A 25,198-nucleotide genomic window follows, 5' to 3' on the forward strand; every position below is an offset into this window, starting at 1 on the left:
GGGTCATCCTCCGGTTCGGCGGGCGGCAAAATACTCGGCCGTGGCCTTCAGTCCGGTCTCCAGATCGATGCGTGGTTCCCAGTCCAGTCGATGCTGTGCCAGCGAAATATCGGGACGGCGCTGTTTCGGGTCGTCCTGGGGTAATGGTTTGTAGACAATATCGGATTTTGAGGCAGTTATTGTAATGATTTTTTCGGCAAACTCAAGAATTGTATTTTCAACCGGGTTGCCGAGGTTGACCGGTCCGATGAAATCCTGCTCGTTTTCCATCATCCGGATCATTCCTTCAACCAGATCGGAAACGTAGCAAAAGGAGCGGGTCTGGCTGCCATCACCGTAAATGGTGAGCGGTTCGTTCCGCAGCGCCTGCAGCATGAAGTTGGACACCACCCGGCCGTCGTTTTCCGCCATGCGGGGACCGTAGGTGTTGAAAATACGGATGATGCGGATATCCACGCCGTTTTGGCGATGGTAGTCCATCATCAGGGTTTCGGCCACCCGCTTGCCCTCGTCGTAGCAGCTCCTGATACCGATCGGGTTGACGTAGCCCCAGTACTCCTCGGTCTGGGGGTGTACCTGGGGATCGCCGTACACCTCGGAAGTTGATGCCTGCAGGATGCGGGCCTTGACTCGCTTGGCCATCCCCAGCAGGTTGATGGTTCCCATGACGCTGGTCTTGACGGTTTTCACCGGGTTGTACTGATAGTGTACCGGCGAGGCGGGGCAGGCCAGGTTGTAGATCCGGTCCACTTCCAGCAGGATCGGCTCGACGATGTCGTGCCGGATCAGCTCGAAACGGTGGTTATCCATCAGGTGGATGATGTTGTCCTTGGAGCCGGTGAAAAAGTTGTCCAGGCAGATGACGTCATGCCCTTCCGCCAGCAGTCGCTCGCAGAGGTGGGAACCGATGAACCCGGCACCGCCGGTGACCAGTATGCGCATGACTATCTGCCGTCGCCGGCAATGCCGTTACCGCTGCGCCCCAGCGGGATGTAGCGGAATCCGGCCGATTTCATCCGGTCCGGCTTGTACAGGTTGCGACCGTCCACCACCAGCGGCTGTTTCAGGGTGGCCTTGATCCGGTCGAAATCAGGCGTGCGGTACTCGTTCCAGTCGGTGATGATTACCAGCGCGTCGGCGCCGGCCAGGATATCGTACTGGTTGCTGCTGTACTCGATCCGCTCCCCGAACAGCTTTTTCGCCTCCTTCAGCGCTTCGGGGTCGTGGGCTCGGACCGTGGCACCGGCGGCCAGCAGCCGTTCGATGATGGTGAGGGACGGCGCTTCCCGCATGTCGTCGGTGCGGGGTTTGAAGGCAAGTCCCCAGCAGGCGACGGTGCGGCCGGTGAGCGGCTGTTCCTCGTCGGGAGAGCCCAGAATCCTGATCAGCTTCTCGGCCAGTATTTCCTTCTGGCGCTCGTTGACCTCTTCCACCGCCTTGAGCAGCAGGAAGTCGTATCTGCATTCCTCGGCAGTACGGATCAGCGCTTTCACATCCTTGGGGAAGCAGGAGCCCCCGTAGCCGGGGCCGGGGAAGAGGAAGTCGTAGCCGATGCGGGAGTCGGAGCCGATCCCTTCGCGCACCGCCGCCACGTCGGCCCCCATCCGTTCGCAGAGGTTGGCGATCTGGTTCATGAAGGAGATGCGGGTGGCCAGCATGGCATTGGCGGCGTACTTGGTCATTTCGGCGCTGCGGATATCCATGACGATCATCCGGTTGTTCTTGCGCATGAACGGTTCGTACAGCTCCTTCATGATCTCGGCGGTGCGGACATTGTCGGTACCGATCACCACCCGGTCCGGCTTCATGAAGTCGTCGATGGCGGCCCCCTCCTTCAGAAACTCCGGATTGGAGACCACGTCGAACTCAAATGCGGCGCCGCGGCGGTCCAGTTCCTCCTGGACGGCGGCCCGGACCCGGTCGGCGGTTCCCACCGGTACGGTGGATTTGTCCACGATGATCCGGTATCCCGACATGCTGCGGCCAATGGAGCGAGCCACCTCCAGGACATACTGCAGGTCGGCGGAACCGTCCTCGCCCGGTGGGGTGCCCACGGCAATGAAGCAGATCAGGGCGTTGGCGACGGCATCGGGAACGTCGGTGGTAAAGCAAAGACGGCCTTCGCTCTGGTTGCGCAGCACCAGTTCCTTGAGGCCCGGTTCGTAGATCGGTACGATGCCGTTTTTGAGCCCTTCGATCTTTCGCGTATCCACGTCAACGGCAGTGACGCTGTTGCCGCTCTCCGCAAAACAGGCCGCCGCCACCAGGCCGACATAGCCGGCGCCAAAAACGCATAGTTTCATCAGGGACTCCTTGCATGAAATTCAACTCTGCGTTCATAGCACAGAATTACTTCCAGATAAATCGGTAATCGCCATAAAAAAGGGGGGATGCAGACGCATCCCCCCTGAACGTGCGGTACCGATCGTCGCTTACTGGCGACCGCCTGCTTCGGCCCACTTCTCCAGCATGGCGGTGGTGACGGACTTGGGCCGCTCGATGGCGTAACCCAGACCACGGTCCCAGGTAATGTTGGCCATGCAGCCCAGCGCGCGGCCCACACCGAACAGCACGGTGTAGAAGTCCCACTCACGCAGGCCGTAGTACCACTGGATGACGCCGGACTGGGCGTCGACGTTCGGCCAGGGATTCTTGGCCTTGCCCTGCTCGGTCAGAACACCGGGGGCAACTTCGAAGATCATGGCCACCAGCTTGAAGAGCGGATCGTCCTTCAGGCCGGGGGTGTTGAGGCAGAACTCACGCTGCGAGGTGTAGCGCGGGTCGGTCTTGCGCAGAACGGCGTGGCCGTAACCGGGGATGACCTGTCCGGAGTTGAGGGTGTCCCACAGGGCCTGGGTGATCAGTTCCTTGGTGGGCTCCTTGTCCTTGCAGTACTTCTCCTGGAACTTCAGGGTCCAGTCCAGCACTTCCTGGTTGGCCAGGCCGTGCAGCGGGCCGGCCAGGCCGTTCAGGCCTGCGGAGTACGCATAGTAGGGGTCGGACAGGGCGGAGTGCACCAGGTGGGTGGTGTGGGCCGACACGTTGCCGGACTCGTGGTCGGAGTGCAGGATGAAGTACATCCGGGCAACATCCTTGTACTCTTCGCACTGGCCGATCATGTGGGCGAAGTTGGCGCCCATGTCGAGGGACGGATCCGGCGCGATCTGGAAGTCGCCGCGATACTTCAGGTTGTAGATGAAGGCGGCAACAATGGGAATACGGGCAACCAGGTCGCTGGCATCTTCATAGACATATTCCCAGGCGGTCATCTTGTTGAATTTGCCGGAGTTGTAGAAGCCGCAGAACTTGGAGTCCTTCTGCATGGCCAGGATACCGACGGAGAGCATCACCATCGGATGGCTGTCCCGGGGCAGGGCACGAATGGTATCCCACACGTAGGAAGGCACAACCTGGCGCTTCTTGAACTCTGCGCAGACTTCATCAACCTGTGCCGGGGTGGGAACGTCGCCGGTCAGCAGGAAGTACCAGAAGGATTCAACCGTGGGATACTTGGAGCCGGGTGCCTTGGGCAGGGCTTCGAAGGTCTCAGGAATGGTCTTGCCGCGGAAACGGATGCCTTCCTGGGGGTCCAGGTAGGAGATGTCGGTCACCAGGCAGCGGATGTCACGGGCGCCGCCGATGCACTGATCGATGGTAACCTCGTCAATCTTGACCTTGCCGAATTCCTTGACCAGCCGGGTGGTGCGAGGACGGAACTCTTCAATTTTTTGCTTGAGCGTTTCCTTCAATGCCATGGTTTTTCTCCTTTCGGGATGGTGATGCGACTGCCGAACCTGTTGATGTGATAAGGTTTTTTAATATACTGTATACAAAATCCCGGTTGTTATAGCACCCCGTGGGGGCAAATTCAACAGGTTTTTTGTCTTATGAAACAGAGATTACAGGATTACCAGTGCGTCGTCGGAGCGGGTCAGCTGTTTCAGGCCGTCACGACTCAAATAGAATGTGTTTTCAATACCGACCGCCCCCTCGCCGGGGAAGACCACTTTCGGCTCAAAGGCCCAGACCATGCCCACCTGCAGGGTCTGATCCCTGAAGCCTCGGGCGATGTAGGGGTACTCGTCGATTTCAACCCCCACGCCGTGGCCGATGAACGACACCTGTGATCCCCGGGCGCCCATGAAGCTGTCGGCGTAGCCCATGTCAACGGCCAGGGTATGGCAGCGGTCGTACAGTTCCCCCCATGGGACCCCTTCCACAGCCAGTTCCTTCATCAATTCCTGAACTTTCAGCATGTCGTCGAAGCCCCGGCGCAGGCGGTCCGACAGGCCGCCGATACAGAAGACGCGGGTCTGGTCCACCAGGTACCCGTCGCAGTTGCCGGCAAAATCGATGATGATCGGCTCATGGCGTCCGATCGGTTTGTGGCTGGCCCCCTGGCCGAAGCAGGGGCTCGGCCCCATTCCTCCCAGCGGGGTGTCGGTGTAGGCCGGGACGGCGCTATCCACACCGGAAAAGGTGTGGCCGAACATCATTTCGCCGTTGAAGACCCGCATGCGGATCAGTCCCAGGTGGCCATGGGTGCGGGCGGTGTACTCCAGCTCAGCGGCCAGCTCAAGATCGGTCATCCCCTCCCGGATCGCCTCCTGCGCCCGCAGGTGGACGGCATGGACCTGGTCGGCGGCATCCTGCAGCAGGTGAATTTCGTAGTGGCTTTTGATCATCCGCACCTGGCGGACCAGGGGGGAGGCATCCAGAAACTCGGCGTCAGAAAAAACCTTGCGGTAGCGTTCGAAGAGGCCCACCGGCAGTACGTCGAATTCCATGCCGATCCGCTTCGGCACAGGGTAGGAACTATCGGCGAGAATGGCGGGAATGTCCTTGGGCGAGCTGAAGGGGCGGATCTCCTTCAGCCCCGACTCCATCCGTGCCCGGGCGGCATCCCGACGGACGAGGTAGAGCGGTTGTCCGGCCTGCGGTACGTACAGGCAGCCGCTCTGGATGGTGCCGGTGAAGTAGAACAGGTCCGCGTTCTGGGCGATGAGTACGGCATCGAGGCCCTGGGCGGCCATCAGGGTTTGCAACTGTTTGCAACGATATTCAAGTTCAGTGGCAGGAGTGAGGCGCATGGGGAAACATTCCTTTCTTCTGGTGCTTGACGAAGGTCGTGGAACCGTTTAGGGTGCCGCGCCATGTCCGGACGAATTTTTACCTCATTTTCGATTGGCCTGTTTACGGTTGTTCCGGCCGGCGATCCATACCCAAGCCCCTGCGGGCTGCCAATTGTACTGGGCAAGAAGGGGGCCTTCGGCTCCGGCGAGCACGAAACCACTGCTGCATGCCTGGAGATTCTGCCGACGATTCCAGGGATTGCAGGCTGCCACGCTCTTGATTTGGGCAGCGGCACCGGTATTCTGGCCCTGGCTGTCGCGCGCCTGGGAGCCGGCTCGGTGGTGGCGGTGGATCTTGATCCTGCGGCAGCGGTCTCCTGCCGGGAAAACGTTGCCCACAACTGGTATGATGACCGTATCAGCACAGTCTGCGGTGAGTTGGCCTCGCTTGAGGCGCAGCAGTTTGACCTCGTGATGGCCAATATCTATGCCGACATTCTGCTGCCGTTGGCGGACCGCCTGGTGGCGATGACCAACCCCGGAGGACACCTGTTGCTCTCCGGCATACCGCTGCAGGACAAGTTCGACATCGTGCGCTGCTATACCGCTCTGGGCTGCTGCGTTGTCGATAGCAGGATCGGCGAGGAGTTCGCCACCTATCTGCTGCTTCGGCCCTAAGCCCTGAGTACTGCCACGATCAGGAAGAGCAGGATGGCGGCTGCGGCAATGGCCAGGACGAGCTTTGCCACGGACCAGGGGCGCTCACCCTGCACTTCGCCGGTATCGCCGTTGATGACGAAACGGTAGGAGCGATCCTTGTAACGGTAGGCGCTGATCCAGACCGGCAGCAGGATATGCTTGAAGGTGATGTCGTCGAACTGGGTGCGTACCGTGCCGATCCGCTGCTGGTCGCCGCCGATATCCCGCTTGACCGCTTCACGGATCGCCGCGTCCATGATTGTTTTGCCCCGCTCGAAACCGCTGCCCAGGTCCACCTGGTACACCTCGCTCTGAAATCCGCTCATGTATTCGTCCCGATAGGGAACCAGTTTTTCAAGATTCCAGGGCTCCAACTCGTCGATGATGGCCGGGGGCAGCGAAGCTCCAGCCTGCACCAGGATGTCGTCGAAATGCTGCCAGACCGTTCCGCTGGCGTTGTGCCAGCGGGTGTGCCGAACCTGGCGACTGCGCGAGACCGTGGTGCCCTTGTCGTCGGTGTCGGTAAAGTGTTCGGTGACGTAGTAGTCGTCCCCCCGCTCCCCGTCATACCAGGTGGTTGTCCGGGCGTCAAAGGTCCAGTAGGGGATGTAGAGCCCCGTGATGCTTCCTTCCCGTGTTGCCTGATCCTTCAGACCGCCGGGGGCGAACCAGAGGCTGCCCAGCCATTCCCTGAACAGCTGCAGCGCCTGGTTTCCGGGTATCCCGAACGGCAGCACCGCCCCGGGTTTGATCAGGCGGGCTGCCTTGGCCGCGGCGTGCAGCTGGCTGCCGCAGAACGGGCAATGGCTCAGGGACAGGTTGGGCTGAACCGTGGAGACGGCGTTGCAGGACTGGCAGGTGACGGTCTGGGCGTCCCGTGTTTCACCCTGTGCCGTGGCCCGGGCGAAAAAGTCGTAAAAATCCAGCTCCTTGATGTCGTCGGCCGACTGGGGGATGCGGTTCTGGTGGCTGCAGTAGGGACATTTGAGCGTGGCGGTACCGGGTGAAAACTCCAGGCCGGCACCGCAGGAGTTGCAGGGGAACTGTCGTGGTGCGGCCGGAGTGGCGGTTGTGGGACTGGTGGTGCTCACGCGTGTCTCACCTCATGCGGAACGGGAATCGGGAAAGGCTGCGCGCTACTTCGGCAGCGGCGGCGGCACTGCTTCAAACAGGGAGATCAGTTCAGCCACGGTGCCGGCGGCGGCCCAGTCGGCCATCCCCTGTTTCCAGGCCAGGGTGTCGCGGGTCACCTGACCGGAGCGGACCATCTGCTGCAGGCCTGTCATATCGAATGGTCCGGCCTGCTGACCGTTCAGCGCCAGATAAACCTGCGTCTGCGGAGGCAGGGGAGGGGGAACGGCTCCCGGCGCGCCGCCACCGGCAGGTGGTGCCGTCGGTTGGGCCTGGGTCGCGAACGTCCCTCCCATAGCACCGGCCATCTGGCCCCCCATGCCGAATCCCATGCCGATACCCACGCCGGCGGCGGCCAGTCCTCCTGGATTGTTGGCCGCATCGTTGATTGAGCCGGCTGTTTCGTACTGGGTGTAGGCCTGCAGGTTGCCGATGGCCTTCATGGCCCCGGCCTTGTCGATGGCCCGCTCCACTTCCTCCGGCAACCCCACGTCCTGCACCTGGATTTCGGTCAGGTTGATCCCCAGTCCCTCGAACGCAGGGGCGATCCGTTCCTTCAGCATCTCTCCCAGGGTGTAGACCTTGCTTTCCAGGTCGATCACCGGAAGCTTCAGTTCCGGCATCACTTCCTTGATCCGCAGGCCGATCTTTCCCTTCAGGTTGTCCTGAATTTCTTCAGTGGTAAAATTGCCGTCAGTGCCGGCCACTTCCCGGATAAAGAGCGCCGGATCCTTGATCCTGATGGCGTAGAGGCCGAAGGCGGTGACCCGCACGACGCCGAACTCCGGATCGCGCATGGTGCAGGGGCCGGGTGTACCCCATTTCAGGTTGGTGAACTGGCGGGTGGAGCAAAAGTAGACGTCAGCCTTGAAGGGGGATTCAAAGCCGTACTTCCAGCCTTTCAGGGTGGCCAGGATCGGCAGGTTCTGGGTGGTCAGGGTGTAGGTGCCGGGAAGAAAAATGTCGGCAACCTGCCCTTCGTTGATGAAGACCGCGGTCTGGCCTTCGCGCACCACCAGTTTGGCATTGTACTTTATTTCATTGTTGTAACGGGGGAAGCGGAAAACCAGGGTGTCATTGGTGTCGTCGAGCCACTGAATGATGTCGATCAGTTCGCCTTTGAGCTTGTCCCAGAGTGCCATGCAAGCCTCCGATCTGGTGGGGTAGGCAGCGGATTACGCGAGTGTACCCGCTTTTGGCAAAGAAGCAAGCGGCCGGTGCGGAGAGTGGGTATCAGGAGGAGAGGCGGTCCCGGTCCAGTTCGGGGCTGGTTCTGAGCAGCGCTTTCAGGGTCTGCTCCAGCTTTTCGTTCATCCGGTCGAAGCTGACGCCGATGCCGGGGATCTGTCGGATGCCCCAGGAACGGACCCAGCGTACGGTTATATCCACCGCAAGGCCAAATTCGTGCAGTACCAATTCCAGATGCTCTCCCGGCGTGTAGCGCTCGGGCTCGCTATCGGTGATAAAGGCGCCGCCCCAGGAAATATCCAAGGTGTAGCCGCGCCGTTCCCGGCCGTCCCGGCGTACCAGCAGGGTGGAGACGCAGAGCTGGCGTCGTCGGTACAGGCGCAGTCTGCGGGGGGTAAAGCGGGTGCAGCTCTTGTCGAGGAATTCACCCAGGCTGTTGTCCTGGCGAGCGTCGCCGGCCAGGGTCATCGGCACCAGCATGGCACCGATGACCCGGACTCGCAGTGTGGGGAAAAAGCTTGCCAGGGTGCAGGCGATGATCTTCTCCTCCCCCTTGGCCTTGACGATGGCCGGCAGGTCGATCAACAGGCCGCTGTAGCAAGTGGAGAGGGCCAGCTCCTCCGCCGCCGCAAACGTGGCGCAGGCGGCTGAGGCTGCGCCGCACTTTGTCAGTGCGGCGGTCAGTATGGAGCGGGAGTCGTCGTTGTAGGCGATGACCAGTATCGCTTCCGGGGGGGAGGGCATGGCTGTTGTTCCGTTTCGTAACCTTGAAAACACAAAGTGAGTTTGTTGGGACGCCAGTAGAGTTGTTTGAATACACTGGTGCTGCGGACTGGGAACCGGCTGTTGCTGCCTGTTCAATGTCCGGCCGTCGAGCGGTGCGGTACTATAAACGGGAAGTCGCCGGGCTAACAAGAGAAAAACCGCATGGTCACTCATCGATGTGTGTCGGGCCTGTTTTGGCATGCCTGTTGCTTTGTTGTTGAAACGAAACTGTCAGCCCGAAAACCGGGGAGGTTGAACGTGCTTTACAAAACCGTTAACGAATCATTCAATGAATTCATCGTCCAGCGCAGCGACCCCAAGTGCATCCGCTGCAAGGTCTGTGAACGCCAGTGCTCCTACGGGGTCCACCGCTACCAGGAGGAGTCCGACAGCCTGGTGGAGGATAGCACCCTCTGCATCGGTTGCCGTCGCTGCTCCGCCCTCTGTCCCACCGGCGCCATCACCATTGCCAAAAACCCGGAGGCATTCAAGGACAACGCCTCCTGGTCCACGGCCCACATCCGCAATCTGTACGCCCAGGCCGATTCCGGCGGCATTCTGCTGGCTGCCATGGGCAACCCCCAGCCCTACCGCATCTACTGGGATCACCTGCTCCTGGATGCCTCCCAGGTGACCAACCCTCCCATCGATCCCCTGCGGGAGCCGATGGAGCTGCGTACCTACCTGGGGAAAAAGCCGGACCATATCGAGGTGGTCACGAACCCGGAAACCGGCATGCCGGAACTGACGACGGAGCTGACCCCCCAGATCAAAATGGAATACCCCTTCATTTTTTCCGCCATGAGCTACGGCGCGCTCAACCTGAATGCCCACCGGGCCATGGCCATGGCCGCTGCCGAACTGGGGACGCTCTACAATACCGGCGAAGGCGGCCTGCATAAGGATCTGTATCGTTACGGCGGCAACGTGATGGTGCAGGTGGCCTCCGGCCGCTTCGGGGTCAGTGAACAGTATCTGAACGCCGGCGTTGCCATCGAGATCAAGATCGGCCAGGGGGCCAAGCCGGGTATCGGCGGCCACCTGCCCGGTGAAAAGGTGAGCCAGGCCATATCCGAAACCCGGATGATTCCGGAAGGGTCGGATGCCATTTCACCGGCACCGCACCACGACATCTACTCCATCGAGGACCTGCGGCAGTTGATCTATGCCCTGAAGGAGGCCACCAACTACACCAAGCCGGTGTCGGTCAAGATCGCTGCGGTGCATCACATCGCCGCCATCGCCTCCGGCGTGGCACGGGCCGGCGCCGACATCATCACCATCGACGGTTTTCGGGGCGGTACCGGCGCGGCGCCGCAGGTGATCCGGGACAACGTCGGCATTCCGATGGAGCTGGCCCTGGCGGCCGTGGATGCCCGTCTGCGGGACGAGGGTATCCGCAACCAGGTCTCCATTGTGGTGGGGGGCGGGGTGCGCAACTCCGGTGACGCCATCAAGGCGATCGCCCTGGGGGCCGACGCCATCAACATGGGCACCTCCACCCTGCTGGCCCTGGGCTGTACCCTTTGCCAGCGCTGTTACACCGGCAAATGTCCCTGGGGCATCACCACCAACAATCCCTACCTGGCCAAGCGGTTAAACCCCGAGATCGGGGCGGAGAAGCTGGTAAACCTGGTCCAGGCCTGGGGGCACGAAATGAAGGAAATCCTGGGCGGCATGGGGCTCAACGCCCTGGAGTCGCTGCGGGGGAACCGCTACAAACTGCGGGCGGTCGGTCTGACGGAGAAGGATATGTACCTCCTGGGCGTCATACCGGCGGGAGAATAACACCATGAAAAGAATCTACTCCATCGAAGAAGCCTGTATCGGTTGCCATCTCTGCGAGGTGGCCTGTATCACCTCCCACTCACGGTCCAAGGACCCGATCACGGCGTTCCTCCATGAGAAGGAGCGTCCCCTTGCCCGCTGCGTGGTGGAAGAGGCGGAGGAAGGGGTGATCGCCATCTCCACCCGCTGCCGCCATTGCGACGAGCCGGCCTGCGTCGAGGCCTGCATCGCCGGCGCCATCCAGAAGCAGGAGGATGGCCGGGTGATCGTGGACACCGACAAGTGCGTCGGCTGCTGGTCCTGCGTCATGGCCTGCCCCTTCGGCGCCATCAGCCGCGATCTGAAGAAAAAGAAGTCCAACAAGTGCGATCTCTGTCCGGACCGCGACACACCGGCCTGCGTAGCAGCCTGCCCCAACCGTGCACTGATCTATATGGAGGGTGACTAGATGCGGTACGTACTCATCGGTAATTCCGTGGCTGCGGTCGGAGCGATCCGCGCCATCAGGAAGCTGGACAACGAGGGCGAGATCACGGTGATCTCCCGTGAAAAGTATCCGGCCTACGGCCGTCCCCTGATTTCCTACCTGCTGGGCGGTCTGATCACGGAAAAGGAGATGGCCTACCTGCCGGAGGGGTTCTACGAGCAGAACCGGATCAACCTGCTGCTTTCCACGGAAGTAACCGGCCTGGATACGGCGGCAAAGACGGTGCGCTGCGCCGACGGCAGAACGATCGGCTACGACCGGCTGCTGCTGGCCACCGGCGGCGATCCCTTTGTCCCTCCCATCGAGGGGCTGACGGGAAAGGCGCGGATCTTTACCTTCACCACCTGGGACGATGCAGCTAAATTGAAGGCCATTGCCGGCGACATCACCAGGGCGGTGGTGATCGGCGGCGGCCTGATCGGCCTCAAAGCTGCCGAGGGGTTGAACCTGCTGGGCAAGGCGGTGACGGTGGTGGAGCTGGCCGACCGGGTGCTCTCCTCCGCCTTTGACCGGCCGGCCGGCAAGATCGTGGCCCGCAAGATGCGCGCCAACGGCATCGACGTGATCACCGAGGATACGGTGGCGAGCGTGTCCGGCGAGGGGAACGCCATTTCCGGCGTGACGCTCAAGTCGGGGGATTTTCTCCCCTGCGACACCGTGGTCGTGGCCATCGGCGTCCGCCCCGCCACCGGCTTCCTGCAGGGAAGCGGCGTGCAGGTCAACCGGGGGGTGGTGGTGGACAACCACATGCGGAGTTCGGTTCCCGATATCTTCGCCGCCGGCGACGTGGCCGAGGCCGAGGACTTCTTCAGCAGGGAGAAGAACCCGATGCCGATCTGGCCCGACGCTTACATCCAGGGTGCAGTGGCCGGAACCGCCATGGCCGGGGGGGAGCGGGAGTACGAGGGAGGGCTGGCCATGAACTCCATCGAGTTCTTCAAGGTCTCCACGATCTCCATGGGGGTCACCAACCCGAAAAACCCCGAAGAGTACGAGATACTGACCGCAACCGACATCGAGAACTACCAGTACCGCAAGCTGGTACTGCAGGAGGGGCGTCTGGTGGGAGCGGTGCTGGTGGGCAACGTGGACCGGGCCGGTATTCTCTCCGGCCTGATCAAGAACCGTACCGATATCAGCACCTGGAAACAGCAGCTTCTGCATGACGATGTCGGCTTTGTGGCCCTTGACCGGCAGATCCGCCGGACCCGCTTCGCTCCCAAGGGGGGCTACGCCTGGCCCCAGCCCGGTTTCGGCAGGATGGCCGGCGGCCACTGACGGCCGTTCACCCTGGCAGGTTGACCTTTACCCGAACCAGAACAAGGAACCACCCATGAGACCCAACAACAGTTTCTTTTACGAAAAGGACATCTCCAACTGCGGCCTGACCGGTTTCATCTCCAAAAAAGGGCGGCGGATCGGCGGCGCCACCATCATCAAGTCCATCGCGCTGATGCATGACCGCGGCAACGGTCTGGGCGGGGGCTTCGGAGCCTACGGCATCTACCCACAGTACAAGGAGTTCTACGCCTTTCACCTGATGTATGAAAGCGATGCCGCCCGCCAGTTGACGGAAGAGTACCTGGAGAACAACTTCCATATCGAGCAGCAGGAGCCGATCCCGACCCGGCGTATCCGGGCCATCGCCAGTCCGCCGCTGTTCAAGCGCTACTTCGTGGCGCCGCTCTACAACGACGACTACCGGGAAGCGGTGGAGTACCAGGGGCTGACTGAGGAAGACCTGATCGTGCGTCACGTCATGGCCATCAACCATGAGATCAACGGCGCCTTCGTGGTCTCCTCCGGCAAGAACATGGGGGCCTTCAAAGGGGTCGGTTTTCCGGAGGAGATCGCCGACTTCTTCATGCTGGAGGAGTATGAGGGGCACATCTGGACCGCCCACAACCGCTTTCCCACCAACACCCCCGGCTGGTGGGGCGGCGCTCACCCCTTCACCCTGCTGGACTGGTCCATCGTGCACAACGGTGAGATATCCTCCTACGGCATCAACAAGCGCTACCTGGAGATGTACGGCTACCTCTGCACCATGCTGACCGATACCGAGGTGGTGGCCTACACCCTGGATCTGCTGATCCGCAAGCACGGCCTGCCCCCTGAGCTGGCCTGCACGGCGCTGGCACCACCCTTCTGGGCTCTGATCGATCAACTGCCGGAAAAGCAGCGTCAGTTGTACACCGCGGTTCGCCAGATTTACGGCAGTGCCCTGCTGAACGGGCCCTTTGCCATCCTGTTTGCCAGCAACAAGGGGCTGATCGGTCTCAACGACCGGGTCAAGCTGCGCCCTCTGGTGTGTGCCGAGCATGAAGATATTGTCTATATGGCATCGGAAGAGGCGGCCATTCGCGAAATATGCCCGCAGCCGACCCGCATCTGGGCTCCCCGTGGCGGTGAGCCGGTGATCGCGCTGATGGAAGGGGAGGTATAGAACATGAGGATTGATGCCCAGGGACTGTACTACAAGGAACTGAACCGTCAGGTGCGCGACGCGGTTGCCGGCGGTGCCACGGAGATCGTTCTGGACAACGTCAATGGTCAGTACTTCATCGGCGACGGCATCAACACGCCGGTGACCATCACGGTCAACGGCGTGCCGGGTAACGATCTGGCGGCGTTCATGAACGGCGCTACCGTCATTGTCAATGAAAATGCCCAAGACAACATCGGCAACACCATGAATGCCGGCAAGGTGGTGGTGCACGGCCATGCCGGCGACGTGCTGGGCTACGGCATGCGGGGCGGCCGCCTGCATATCCGCAAGGATGTGGGCTACCGGGTCGGCATTCACATGAAATCCTATCAGGAGAACCGGCCGGTGGTGGTCGTGGGCGGCACGGCGGGGGACTTCTTCGGCGAGTACATGGCCGGCGGGGTACTGATCCTGCTGGGGATGTACTCCGACATGCCGGAACGGGACAAGCACGGCTACCTCTTCGGTACCGGCATGCACGGCGGCGTGATCTACGTCCGTGGCGGTGTCGACGAATCGCGGCTTTCCGGCGAGGTGGGCGCGTTTCTGCCGGACCTGGAGGACAAGGCACTGTTGGAGGGGTACCTCAAGGAGTACTGCAGCGACTTCGGACTTAATCTTGCGGAGATCTTGGCCGAGCCGTTCGTGAAGGTGATGCCGAAGAGTGCCCGGCCCTACGGGGCCATGTACTGTCCCATGCCCAAGTAATTCGCCTCCACGATAGACTGGTCCTCTGAAGCGTGTCCGCAGCTGCAAGTTGTGCGGACACGCTTTTTTTGTTGCATTTCGTTACTTGCCGTTTATGGAAAAAGTGCTAGCATTCGGCCTGACGTAACCGCTGTCTGATCAGCTGTCCGGGAGGGGTGTGCATGGCATGTGTGGTGAAAGTATCCGGTTTCCGCAGGGTTGTCTGTGCGCTTTTTCTGGCGTTCCTGGCATCCGGGTGTAACCGTCAGTCCCCTTCCGTGACACCGCCGCCGCCGGTGGAGGTGGTCGCTGTCACCGTGCAGCCGCAAACAGTACCGGTCCTGTTTCCCTTTGTGGCCCAGATACAAAGCTCCCATCAGGTGGACGTGATGGCCAGGGTGAGCGGATTCCTTGAGAAGATCAGCTACCGGGAGGGCGAAGCGGTCCGTCAGGGACAGGTGCTGTTCCAGCTGGACAAGAAGCCGTTCATCGCCGCCGCCAATGCCGCCAAGGCCGAGGTGGACACCCGCCGCTCCCAGCTCTGGACCGCCAAGGCCACCCTGGACAGGGTCAAGCCCCTTGCCGAACAGAATGCCGCCAGCAAGAGCGACCTGGACAACGCAACCGGCAACCACAAGACCGCCGAAGCCGCGGTTCAACAGGCCCAGGCCAACTACGACAAGGCGCTGCTGGATCTGAGCTACACCACCATAGCCGCGCCGTTCAGCGGGGTGGCGGGGCAGGCCCTGATGCGGGAAGGCGGCTATATTGCGGCCGGCAGTGCATCGGCCAAACTGACCTATGTTGCCAAGCTGGACCCGGTCTGGGTTGATTTCAGCATTTCGCAGAACGAGCAGGCCAAAATGAGCCAGGAGGTTGAGAAGGGACGGATTGTCGGTCCCCGGAACAACCGGTATACGGTTGAGCTTGAGCTTTCCGACGGCACGCGGTATCCCCTGTCGGGCGTGGTCAACTTTGCCGAGCCCTCGTTCAGCAAGGAGACCGGCACCTACCTGGTGCGTGCGGAAATCCCCAATCCCAAGGCGATCCTTCGGCCCGGCATGTTTGTGCGGGCCTGGCTGAAGGGGGCCATGCGTCCCAATGCCCTGGTGGTGCCGCAGCGCGCGGTACAGCAGACCAGCAACGGCCAGATTGTCTTTGTGGTCAACGAGAAGGGCTTGGCTGAGGTGCGGCCGGTGGTGGCAGGGGAATGGTTTGAGCAAAACTGGATTATCGACCAGGGACTGCGGTCCGGCGACAAGGTGATCGTGGACGGCTTCATGAAGCTGGCCCCCGGCGCGCCGGTCAAGCTGGTCACTGCCGAGGAGATGCAGAAGGCAGTCCGGCCTGCCCAACCGAAAGCAGCCAAGTAAGGGGGCGTCATGGGAAGCTTTTTTATCGACCGTCCCGTTTTTGCCGCGGTTATTGCCATCATCATCACCCTGGGGGGGCTGGTGGCCCTCAAGGTGACCCCCATTGCCCAGTATCCCGAGATTGCCCCCCCCACGGTACAGGTCTCGGCCTTCTATCCCGGCGCCACGGCCGAGGTGATCGCCAATACCGTGGCAGCTCCCATTGAACAGCAGGTAAACGGTGTGGACGGCATGATCTACATGTCTTCCACCAGCGCCTCTTCGGGCGGCATGTCGCTGACCGTCACCTTTGAGCCGGGCACCGATCCGGATATGGCCCAGGTCAACGTGCAGAACCGGGTCAACCAGGCCAGCTCCCAGTTGCCGGACGTGGTCAGCCAGCAGGGGGTGACGGTACAGAAACGCTCCCAGTCGTTCATGATGGTCATCAGCGTCTACGCGCCGGATGACCGCTACGATCCGGTCTACCTGGGCAACTACGCCAATCTTTATATTCTGGACCCCATCAAGCGGATTCCCGGTGCCAACCTTTCCAGCATGTTTCCCTTGCCCGACGTGGCTATGCGGATCTGGCTGAAGCCCGATCACATGGCTCAGATGGGGATCACGGCCAAGGATATCGCCACCGCCATTCAACAGCAGAACAAAGCCTTCGGTGTCGGCTCCATCGGACAGTCGCCCGCTCCGAAAGGCACCCAGCAGACCTTTGTGGTCACCACCAAGGGGCTGCTGTCGGAGCCGGCCGAGTTTGAGAACATCATCATCCGGGCCGCCTCGGAAGGTTCGGCTCTGGTGCGCCTGAAGGACGTGGCCAGTGTTGAGCTGGGGGGCAAGGACTACTCCGTTGCCACCAAGGTCAACGGCAGGAAATCGGTGGCTCTGGTGGTCTATCAGCAGCCGGGTGCCAATGCCATCGAGACCTCCCGGCAAGTACGGGAGTTGCTGGCAAACCTGAAGAAGAATTTTCCCGATGGGCTCGAGTACAAGGTGGTGCTGGACAGCAGCGAGTTTACCGCCGCCTCCATCGAAAAGGTCGTGCATACCTTTTTCGAGGCGGTGGTATTGGTGGTGCTGGTGGTGTTTTTGTTCCTGCAGAGCTTCCGGGCCACCCTGATCCCGATCCTGGCGGTGCCGATCGCCATTATCGGTACCTACACCGGCATCCTGGCCCTGGGTTTTTCCACCAATATGCTGACGCTGTTCGGCATGATTCTGGCTATCGGCCTGGTGGTGGACGACGCCATCATCGTGGTCGAAAACGTGGAGCACAACATGGCCGCCCACGGCATGTCGCCGATGGAGGCAGCCAGAAAAGCGATGTCGGAGCTGACCGGCGCGCTGATCGCCATCGTGCTGGTACTGGGATCGGTCTTCCTGCCGGTGGCGTTTCTCAGCGGCATGACCGGTACCCTGTACAAACAGTTCGCCGTCACCATCGCCATATCCATGGTGTTGTCGGGTGTGGTGGCCCTGACCCTGTCTCCCGCCTTGGCGGCCCGTATCCTGAAGCCGACCCCGGGCGAGAAAAAGGGCTTTTTCAAATGGTTTGAACAGGGCTTCAACCGTCTGACCGATCGCTATGTGGCCGGGGTGCGCTGGCTGATTCGGCACAAAACCATCGGCATGCTGCTGTTTGGCGGTGTGGTGGCACTGGTGCTGGTGCTGTTCAGGGTGGTGCCGGGCAGCTTCGTACCGGAGGAGGACCAGGGCTATCTGTTCGTGGGTAACATCATGCCGGACGCGGCCAGTCTGGAGCGGACCACGGCGGTCAGCGACCGGGCCGTGCAGTTGATGCAGAGCAACAGCTCCATGGCGGATATTACCCAAGTGGACGGCTACAGCCTGATTGACGGCAGCGTCAAGGACAATGCTGGGCTGCTCTTTGCGGCGCTGAAGCCCTATGCGGAGCGCCAGGGAAAGGGAGCGGACGCCTTCAGCGTGCAAAAGGACCTGAGCCGCAAGCTGCACGGCATCAAGGAGGGGATGGTCTTCTCCATCAATCCGCCTTCCATTCCCGGCCTTGGTTCCACCGGCGGCTTCGAGTTCTATATTCAGAACAAGGGGGGCGGCTCCGCCCAGGAGCTTGAGAAGATCACCAAGCAGTTTGTTGCTGAAGCCCGCAAGCGGCCGGAGCTGGCCGGCGTCTCCAGCACCTATTCAGCCAGCCAACGGCAACTGAGCCTGAATGTTGACCGGGTGCGCTCCGAGCTGCTGGGGGTGCCGGTTGCAACGGTCTACGACGCCTTGCAGTCTTCTTTCGGCTCGGCCTACGTGGGACAGTTCCTCCAGTACGGCCGTATCTGGCAGGTCATCGTTCAGTCGCACCCCGATTACCGTGACCAGCCCAACGACCTGACCGAGATTTTTGTCCGCTCCACCAGCGGCGCCATGATCCCCATCTCTTCTGTTGCCACCATCAGTTACGTGGCTGGCCCCAGTATCCTGCCCCGTTTCAACGGGTTTCCGGCAGCAAAACTGAACGGCAGTCAGGCAGCCGGTTTCAGCTCCGGCCAAGCCATTGCCGCCATGGAGGAGGTGGCGAAATCGGTGCTGCCGGAGGGGTACAGTTATTCCTGGGCAGGCCAGGCGTTTGAAGAGAAGAAGTCCGGCAACACCTCGACCATCGCCTTTGCCTGTGGCCTGATCATGGTCTTTCTGATCCTGGCGGCCCAGTACGAGAAATGGTCGCTGCCGATCGGGGTGGTGCTGTCGGTGCCGTTCGCCATCTGCGGCGCCCTGCTGCTGACCTGGGTTCTGAAGCTGGAAAATGATGTCTACTTCCAGGTCGGTCTGCTCACCCTGGTGGGGCTTTCCGCCAAGAACGCCATCCTGATTATCGAATTTGCCGCCGACAACCTGCGCAAGGGGATGAGCGCCTGCGACGCCGCCATTGAAGCGGCACGCCTGCGTCTGCGACCTATTGTCATGACCTCGCTGGCCTTCATCCTGGGGTGTGTACCGATGGCCCTCGCCTCGGGTGCCGGTGCCAACAGCCTGCGAGCCATCGGCACCGGCGTGATCGGCGGGATGCTGGCTTCCACCCTGGTGGCTTCATTCTTTGTGCCGCTCTTCTTCGTGCTGCTGGAAGAGGGCAGCGGCTTCTTCAGTCGCAAGAACGCAAAGGATGCTTCACCAGCGACAGACGCGGGAGGTGACGACCATGCGTAGGATGTGGGGTCTGCTGCTGATGGTCCTGCTTGCCGGCTGCACGACCGGCTCCGACTATGTGCGTCCCGATGTTGCGGCTCCCGTGCACTGGTCCGTTGCGTATGATGCTGCGGCTGACGTGGCGGACAGTCGCTGGTGGCAACAGTTCGGCGACCCGGTGCTGGATGGCCTGATCGAGCAGGCGGTGCGTCAGAACCTTGACCTGAAGATCGCCACGGCCCGGGTGGATCAGTACCTGGGGGCGCTGGATACGACCCGGGCGCAGTTTTTTCCCCAGATCAGCGCCGGGTTCGACGCTGCCGGGAAACGAACGGCCGGGCAGACAAACGAAAGCTACCAAGCCGCCCTGAGCGCCACCTGGGAGCTGGACCTGTGGGGCAGAATCCGGCGTTCCAGCGAAGCGGCCCAGGCTCAGATTGCCGGCAGTGAGGCGGGAAGGCGCGGTGTGCTGATGACCCTGGTGGCGAATGTGGCCTCAGGCTACCTGACCCTGCGCGGACTGGATCGACAGCTTGAGATTGCGACCGCGACTGAAAAGGCCTATGCGGAAAGCCTGAAGCTCTTTCAACTCCGTTTCAGGTACGGTACCGTTTCCCAGCTCGAAGTGGCGCAGGCCGAGTCCCAGTACGAGGCGGCCCGTCAGTCGATTCCGGTTTACGAGTCCCTGGTCCGCCAGCAGGAAAACCTGCTTTCACTCCTGCAGGGACATGCACCGGGGCCGATTCCCCGTGGCAAAGCTCTGGATGAGCTGACGCCGCCCGCCATTCCGGCGGGTATCCCCTCGCAGCTGCTGGAGCGCCGTCCGGACATCATTCAGGCCGAGCAGGCCCTGATTGCCGCCAACGCCCAGGTGGGTGCAGCCAAGGCCGCCTATTTCCCGAAAATCTCCCTGACCGCTGCTCTGGGAGCGGCCAGTACCGATATCGGTCGATTGTTTACGCCGGGAAGCGAGCTTTGGTCCGCCGCCGGTCAGGTTGTGGCACCGCTCCTGAATTTCGGCCAGATTTCCGGGCAGGTGAAGCAGGCCGAGGCCCAGCAGCAGCAGGCCCTTTTTCAGTACCGGCAGGCGGTGCTGACCGGCTTCAGGGAGGTGGAGGATGCCCTGACCAAGACCACCAGGGGCAAGGAGCAACTGGTAGCCCAGAAACGGCAGGTGGCGGCACTGGAAGAGTATGCGCGTCTGTCTCGGTTGCAGTTTGAGGCCGGGACCTCCAGCTATCTGCAAGTGCTGGACGCGGACCGTTCCCTGTTCACCGGCAGGTTGAACAGCACCCAAACCCAGTATGATCTGCTGGTGTCGTTGATCGGGGTTTACAAGGCACTGGGGGGCGGCTGGATTGACGCAGCGGAAAAGCCGGGAGCAACGGCACGGAAGTGATTCCGTACCGTTACGTCCGGCTTTCGTATCGTTTCCCCTCCTCCGGAGAGGTCACGTTCTGATCAGGTCCAGCTGAAAATGGCCCTTCAACAGTTGGATTATCTGGTTTACCCCTTTGAATGCCTGCTTCAACTGCTCCCGTTCCCGCTTGCTCAACTGCAGCGGGTCGATCCGGTTGTCCGGTTTTCGTCCCTCCTTCATCGCGGCAAACTGGCGGCGCAGGCGCAGGTTCAGCAGAAAGCTGAAGGCGTCTTCGGCCGCGTCAAGATCGGAAGCAGCCAGTTTGCCCTGCTGACGTAGTCGCTCGATCTTCTCCCAGGTGTTTCCCCCCATGATTCCCTGCTCAAGCGCCAGCAGGCTGACCCCCAGCGTCAGGGTGAAAATCCCCCCCTTTTTCAGGTCAAAGGTTCCTTTGTGCTCCCCCTCTGAATCGGTCTTGATCTGACCGAACATCCCCAGCGGTGGTTTGAAGCGAACGATATTGCGGGCCATGTACGGGAAGAACAGGGCCGTCTGGTGGCTGACGGCAATGACATGTTCGCGCAGCTCCTGCTGCAGCGCACAGTCACCGTGGATGACGCGCATGTCCTGGAACATGCCGAAATTCACCATGTTGTCCGGCAGCGGTGTCGATATCCAGCCGTTCAGAAGGACTTTCCATTCGCTCAGGCTGTGCCGCCATTGGGGGTTGGTGGCCATGGTGTTGCCGGGGCAGCGGGGAACCCCCAGGTATTCGAGGGATGCGACCAGGCGGGAGGCGAACCGCTCCATCTGCGGCATCCGTTCGGGCGGCAGGTCGTCGACGTAGACCAGGGCGCTGTCCTGGTCGGTGCGCAGGGTCTGTTCCCCCCGCCCATCGCTTCCCAGGGCCAGGAATGCGGCGCCCTCCGGCAACCGGACCCCTTCCAGGAGATCCAGCAGGGCAATAACCCGCATGGTCAGCTCATCGTTGAAGTGGGCAATCAGGGAGATCAGGCTGTGGGGGTCGGCGCCGGTGCTGATGGCGTACTGCAGCATTTCCGTCATGCGGCCACCGATGCCGCGCAACTGCTCGAAGCTTTCGCAGGTTTCGATCTCCTGGGAGAGGTACAGCGGGCAACGGGTTTGAATCCGCAGCAGGTCGGTGTTGGTCAGCAGCCCGGTAATGGTTCCGCTGTCATCGGTTACGACCAGGCGATGGATACGATGCTTGGCCATGGTGAAGATGGCCTTGAAGAGGTAGTCCTGCTCACGGATGGTGATCAGGCCGGGGTGCATGATGTCGGCAACGGACCGTTGCAGCAGGGATTCGGGGGCGGTTGCCACCAGATTGCGCAGGTCCCGCAGCGTGACAACCCCTTGGGGCAGTTCCCTGTCGACAACAATGACGCCGGTAATGTTGTGGCGCTGCATCAGGCGAGCCAGTTCCACGACGCTGGTTTCGGGGGGGCAGGTGACCGGTGTTCTGGAGCAGAGTGTCCCGGCCCGGATGAAATAGAAACTATCCTCGTGCGGAATGCTGCCGGGCATTGCAGTCCTCCTTTTCCACGGCATCGCTCATGTTACCGCTTTGTGCCCGATTTTATGCCGCAACGCAACGCTCTTGTTCTTGAAATGCTGCAGAAGGCTGCTGATTGGTATGTCAAGTGACATTAAACACTATTTTGAAAAATATAAAACGCAACGAATATATCGGTGTTTAATGATGGTGGTAAAGCAGCCATAAAGCTGTATTTGGGGTGGGGATTGTGATGGTTTGTGGCGAGAATTTTTTGGTGTTTTGTAATTTTGTTGTGGTATAAATATTTGATATTTAATAAAAAAATAATTATTGTGCTTTTGTAAATTCATTTAAAAAATTTATGTTGACATTAATTATAACGATGTATTAATACGAATCAAACGCAATGACTGAAAACTGATTTATGCTTTCTTGATGGCTTGGTGACGGAAATGCGAGCGGATGCGGGTTACGCTGACGGAGTGGGGCGCTCATCATGAAAACCGTAAAGAGGGAACGAGAAGCGTATTCGGTACAGGCGGTCATCAAGGCCATTGAACTGCTTGAGATCCTGTCGTCGGATCAGGAGCATGCCACGGTGCCGATTCTGGCATCCCGTCTCGGGTTGAGCAGAAACAAGGTGTTCCGGCTGGTGGCGACTCTTGAGGCAAAGGGCCTGGTGGAGCGAAGCGAGGAAAGCAACTCGTTTCATCTCGGCATCCAGGCCTTTGAAATGGCCCAGCATATTCTCAAGAGCGCCAGCCTGATCAGGATGGCTTACCCGGTGATGGAGGAACTGGCCCGCAAGCTGGATGAAGCGGTTTACATCACGGTGGCCAACAACGATGAGGTGCTCTTTCTGGACATGGTGGACTGCCTGCAGCAGGTGAAGGCGGTGGACATGGTGGGCAAGCGGTTTCCCTTCTTCACCAACGCGGCCGGCAAGGTGATCAAGTCGCTGAGTTCTCCCGACATCCTGAGCCGCGGCAGACGTCGTCGCGAGATTCCCGACCCGGAGGCGCTGGAGCGGGAGCTGCAGGAAATCCGGTCGCGGGGATTTGCGGTTGATTTCAACGGTTTGGGCGACGGGGTCTGTGCCGTTGCGGTGGCGATCCGGGATTATGCCGGCAAGGTGGTCTGTGCCCTGACCCTGCTGGCCCCTTCGTTCCGCATGTTGCACGAACGACTGGAGCAGGAGGTGATCCCCTGCATGCTGGAAGGGGCGGCAACCCTTTCCCTGAAGTTCGGTTACACGCGGGCCTGCGCCTGAAAAGCGGTGGTCCGGTGAATGAATACAGAGGTACGGAGGTTTTCCCCGCGGCAGGCAGGGCCGGGACGATGATGCCACCCATCGTCCGGACCGGGAAAGGAGGCGGGCCAACCTTGCTGACGGGAACAGGGTCAAAGCGGTTCACATCACGTAATCCGGAGGAGCGAGTATGGAAAAAGCAAAAGCTGATGCGTACTGGAAAGAGAACCTTACCTACATCTCCATTTTGCTGGCGATCTGGTTCGGGGTTTCCTATTTTGCCGGCATCATAATCTGTGACCAGCTGGATACAATACGGATTGGCGGTTTCCCGTTGGGATTCTGGTTTGCCAACCAGGGGTCCGAGGTCATCTTCTGCATTCTGATCGTCATTTACGTCTACCTGATGAACAACCTGGACAAGAAGTACGACGTCCATGAAGGCTGATTGCCAACCTACTTACCCAACGAGGTGACATGTATGAGCATTCTTACCTGGACCTATATTATCGTCGGTCTTTCATTCTCGCTGTACATCGGCATTGCCTTCTACACCAAGGCCAAGTCAACCGGCGACTTCTACGCGGCCGAGCAGTCGGTCCATCCGGTGCTGAACGGCATGGCCACCGGCGCCGACTGGATGTCCGCGGCCTCCTTCATCTCCATGGCCGGCCTGATCTCCTTCATGGGGCGCGACGGCTCCATGTACCTGATGGGCTGGACCGGCGGTTACGTGCTTCTGGCCATGCTGCTGGCTCCCTACCTGCGCAAGTACGGCAAGTTCACCGTGCCCCAGTTCATCGGTGATCGCTACTACTCCAACTCCGCACGGGTCATCGCCCTGGTCTGCGCCATCTTCATCTCCTTCACCTATGTTGCCGGCCAGATGCGGGGCGTGGGCGTGGTCTTCTCCCGCTTTCTGGAAGTTGATATCAATACCGGCGTCATCATCGGCATGGCCCTGGTCTTCCTCTACGCCACCATGGGCGGCATGAAGGGGATCACCTACACCCAGGTGGCCCAGTACGTGGTGCTGATCATCGCTTACATGATACCGGCGATCTTTGTGTCGCTGATGCTGACCGGCAACCCGATTCCGCAGCTGGGATTCGGCGGCACCATCTCGGCCGGTGGCGCCCAGATTCTGGGTGATGCGTCTGCCCAGGGCAAGCACATGCTTGATGTGCTGAACGGCCTGCACAAAGATCTGGGGTTTGCCGCGTACACCACCGGCCTGCGTCCCAAGATCGACGTCTTCTTCATCACCATCGCCCTGATGGTCGGTACCGCCGGCCTGCCCCACGTGATCATCCGTTTCTTCACCGTGCCCAAGATTCGTGATGCCCGCTCCTCCGCCGGTTGGGCACTGCTGTTCATCGCCATCCTCTACACCACGGCCCCGGCGGTGGCGGCCTTTGCCCGCACCAACTTCATCAAGACCCTGCACAACGTGAAGTATGAGGATGCCCCCACCTGGTTCAAGAACTGGGAAAAGACCAAGCTGGTTGCCTGGAAGGACAAGAACGGCGACGGCATCATGCAGTATGCCAAGGGAAACCAGGCTGATCCCAAGTCGGCCAACGAACTGAAGATCGACAACGACATCATCGTGCTGGCCTCTCCGGAAATCGCCAAGCTGCCCAACTGGGTGGTGGCCCTGGTTGCCGCCGGCGGTCTGGCTGCGGCCCTTTCAACTGCAGCCGGTCTTTTGCTGGTTATCTCCGCCGCCATTTCGCACGACCTGCTGAAGTCGATCCTGATGCCGGACATGTCGGAGAAAACAGAGCTGCTGGCCGCCCGAATCGCCGCCGGTGTGGCGGTCTGCATCGCCGGCCTGTTCGGCATCTATCCTCCCGGCTTCGTGGCCCAGGTGGTGGCCTTTGCCTTTGGTCTGGCGGCAGCTTCCTTCTTCCCGGCCATTATCATGGGGGTTTTCAACAAGAAGATCACCAAGGAAGGTGCACTGTCCGGCATGATCGTGGGGATCGTCTTCACCGCCGCCTACATCATCTATTTCAAGTTCATGATGCCGGCTTCCTACAATGTAGCGGCCAACTGGTGGTTCGGTATTTCTCCCGAAGGCATCGGCACCCTGGGCATGATCCTGAACTTTGTGGTGGCCTGGGTGGTTTCCAAGTTTACCCCCGAACCGCCTCAGGAAGTCCAGGATCTGGTGGCCTCCCTGCGTTACCCCGGCAAAGAGGTTCCGCCTCCCGCAGCCAGTCATTGATTGAACGCTGCATGA

Annotated in this window: 20 protein-coding genes; 12 read left to right on the forward strand and 8 right to left on the reverse strand. The window is 60.7% G+C overall.

The window, feature by feature from the left end; genetic code table 11:
• Positions 1-3 precede the first annotated feature (3 nt).
• From RAK07_RS04965 to RAK07_RS04980, 4 genes are all read right to left on the reverse strand, one after another.
• Complete coding sequence (locus tag RAK07_RS04965; protein WP_305731735.1) at positions 4-942, reverse strand: UDP-glucuronic acid decarboxylase family protein; 939 nt, start codon at positions 940-942, stop codon at positions 4-6.
• Between the two features lie 2 nt (positions 943-944).
• The gene (locus RAK07_RS04970; RefSeq protein WP_305731736.1) at positions 945-2,303 is read right to left on the reverse strand and encodes a UDP-glucose dehydrogenase family protein; all 1,359 of its coding nucleotides are present in this window, start codon (positions 2,301-2,303) and stop codon (positions 945-947) included.
• 129 nt (positions 2,304-2,432) lie between these two features.
• Entirely contained in the window at positions 2,433-3,755 is a 1,323-nt protein-coding gene (locus tag RAK07_RS04975) for a citrate (Si)-synthase (protein ID WP_305731737.1), read from the reverse strand.
• Positions 3,756-3,899: 144 nt separating this feature from the next.
• Positions 3,900-5,090 carry a M24 family metallopeptidase gene (locus RAK07_RS04980; RefSeq protein WP_305731738.1) on the reverse strand — a complete coding sequence of 397 codons (1,191 nt, stop codon included), beginning with the start codon at positions 5,088-5,090 and terminating at the stop codon, positions 3,900-3,902.
• A 63-nt stretch (positions 5,091-5,153) separates the two neighbouring features.
• On the opposite strand from RAK07_RS04980, the gene RAK07_RS04985 reads away from it, so the two are divergent.
• Positions 5,154-5,750, forward strand: coding sequence for a 50S ribosomal protein L11 methyltransferase (locus RAK07_RS04985; protein WP_305731739.1), 597 nt, complete (start codon positions 5,154-5,156; stop codon positions 5,748-5,750).
• Here RAK07_RS04985 and RAK07_RS04990 read toward each other — a convergent pair.
• The 3 genes from RAK07_RS04990 to RAK07_RS05000 all read right to left on the reverse strand — a co-directional run bounded on the left by RAK07_RS04990 (position 5,747) and on the right by RAK07_RS05000 (position 8,834).
• Positions 5,747-6,862, reverse strand: coding sequence for a TFIIB-type zinc ribbon-containing protein (locus tag RAK07_RS04990; protein WP_305731740.1), 1,116 nt, complete (start codon positions 6,860-6,862; stop codon positions 5,747-5,749). The two genes, RAK07_RS04985 and RAK07_RS04990, sit on opposite strands and share 4 nt — an antisense overlap.
• Before the next feature lie 45 nt (positions 6,863-6,907).
• Positions 6,908-8,044, reverse strand: a complete 1,137-nt coding sequence (locus RAK07_RS04995) for an SPFH domain-containing protein (protein ID WP_305731741.1) — start codon at positions 8,042-8,044, stop codon at positions 6,908-6,910.
• Positions 8,045-8,135: 91 nt separating this feature from the next.
• A complete protein-coding gene (locus tag RAK07_RS05000) occupies positions 8,136-8,834 on the reverse strand; it encodes a PilZ domain-containing protein (protein ID WP_305731742.1) in 699 nt (232 codons plus the stop codon).
• A gap of 279 nt (positions 8,835-9,113) precedes the next feature.
• Here RAK07_RS05000 and RAK07_RS05005 point away from each other — a divergent pair, with 279 nt between their 5' ends.
• From RAK07_RS05005 to RAK07_RS05040, 8 genes are all read left to right on the forward strand, one after another.
• Entirely contained in the window at positions 9,114-10,643 is a 1,530-nt protein-coding gene (locus RAK07_RS05005; RefSeq protein ID WP_305731743.1) for a glutamate synthase-related protein, read from the forward strand.
• 4 nt (positions 10,644-10,647) lie between these two features.
• Positions 10,648-11,091 carry a 4Fe-4S dicluster domain-containing protein gene (locus tag RAK07_RS05010; RefSeq protein ID WP_305731744.1) on the forward strand — a complete coding sequence of 148 codons (444 nt, stop codon included), beginning with the start codon at positions 10,648-10,650 and terminating at the stop codon, positions 11,089-11,091.
• On the forward strand, positions 11,092-12,408 hold the full coding sequence (locus RAK07_RS05015; protein WP_305731745.1) for an NAD(P)/FAD-dependent oxidoreductase: 1,317 nt from the start codon (positions 11,092-11,094) through the stop codon (positions 12,406-12,408).
• 55 nt (positions 12,409-12,463) lie between these two features.
• A complete protein-coding gene (locus tag RAK07_RS05020; RefSeq protein ID WP_305731746.1) occupies positions 12,464-13,576 on the forward strand; it encodes a class II glutamine amidotransferase in 1,113 nt (370 codons plus the stop codon).
• Positions 13,577-13,579: 3 nt separating this feature from the next.
• Positions 13,580-14,326 (forward strand): GltB/FmdC/FwdC-like GXGXG domain-containing protein, encoded by a 747-nt coding sequence (locus RAK07_RS05025; RefSeq protein WP_305731747.1) that lies wholly within the window; start codon positions 13,580-13,582, stop codon positions 14,324-14,326.
• Positions 14,327-14,487: 161 nt separating this feature from the next.
• Positions 14,488-15,678 carry an efflux RND transporter periplasmic adaptor subunit gene (locus RAK07_RS05030; RefSeq protein ID WP_305731748.1) on the forward strand — a complete coding sequence of 397 codons (1,191 nt, stop codon included), beginning with the start codon at positions 14,488-14,490 and terminating at the stop codon, positions 15,676-15,678.
• A gap of 9 nt (positions 15,679-15,687) precedes the next feature.
• On the forward strand, positions 15,688-18,846 hold the full coding sequence (locus RAK07_RS05035; protein ID WP_305731749.1) for an efflux RND transporter permease subunit: 3,159 nt from the start codon (positions 15,688-15,690) through the stop codon (positions 18,844-18,846).
• Complete coding sequence (locus tag RAK07_RS05040) at positions 18,839-20,224, forward strand: efflux transporter outer membrane subunit (RefSeq protein ID WP_305731750.1); 1,386 nt, start codon at positions 18,839-18,841, stop codon at positions 20,222-20,224. The genes RAK07_RS05035 and RAK07_RS05040 overlap by 8 nt, the downstream gene beginning before the upstream one ends.
• 51 nt (positions 20,225-20,275) lie before the next feature.
• Here the strand turns inward: RAK07_RS05040 and RAK07_RS05045 are convergent, their stop codons facing one another.
• The gene (locus tag RAK07_RS05045; protein WP_305731751.1) at positions 20,276-21,733 is read right to left on the reverse strand and encodes a putative nucleotidyltransferase substrate binding domain-containing protein; all 1,458 of its coding nucleotides are present in this window, start codon (positions 21,731-21,733) and stop codon (positions 20,276-20,278) included.
• 467 nt (positions 21,734-22,200) lie between these two features.
• Here RAK07_RS05045 and RAK07_RS05050 point away from each other — a divergent pair, with 467 nt between their 5' ends.
• The 3 genes from RAK07_RS05050 to RAK07_RS05060 all read left to right on the forward strand — a co-directional run bounded on the left by RAK07_RS05050 (position 22,201) and on the right by RAK07_RS05060 (position 25,183).
• On the forward strand, positions 22,201-22,974 hold the full coding sequence (locus RAK07_RS05050) for an IclR family transcriptional regulator (RefSeq protein WP_305731752.1): 774 nt from the start codon (positions 22,201-22,203) through the stop codon (positions 22,972-22,974).
• Positions 22,975-23,143: 169 nt separating this feature from the next.
• Positions 23,144-23,401, forward strand: a complete 258-nt coding sequence (locus RAK07_RS05055) for a DUF4212 domain-containing protein (protein WP_305731753.1) — start codon at positions 23,144-23,146, stop codon at positions 23,399-23,401.
• A 33-nt stretch (positions 23,402-23,434) separates the two neighbouring features.
• Positions 23,435-25,183: a sodium:solute symporter family protein gene (locus RAK07_RS05060; RefSeq protein WP_305731754.1), complete on the forward strand. Its 1,749-nt coding sequence runs from the start codon at positions 23,435-23,437 to the stop codon at positions 25,181-25,183.
• The last annotated feature ends 15 nt before the right edge of the window (positions 25,184-25,198 follow it).

This window comes from Trichlorobacter ammonificans, assembly GCF_933509905.1.
Taxonomy (GTDB): domain Bacteria; phylum Desulfobacterota; class Desulfuromonadia; order Geobacterales; family Pseudopelobacteraceae; genus Trichlorobacter; species Trichlorobacter ammonificans.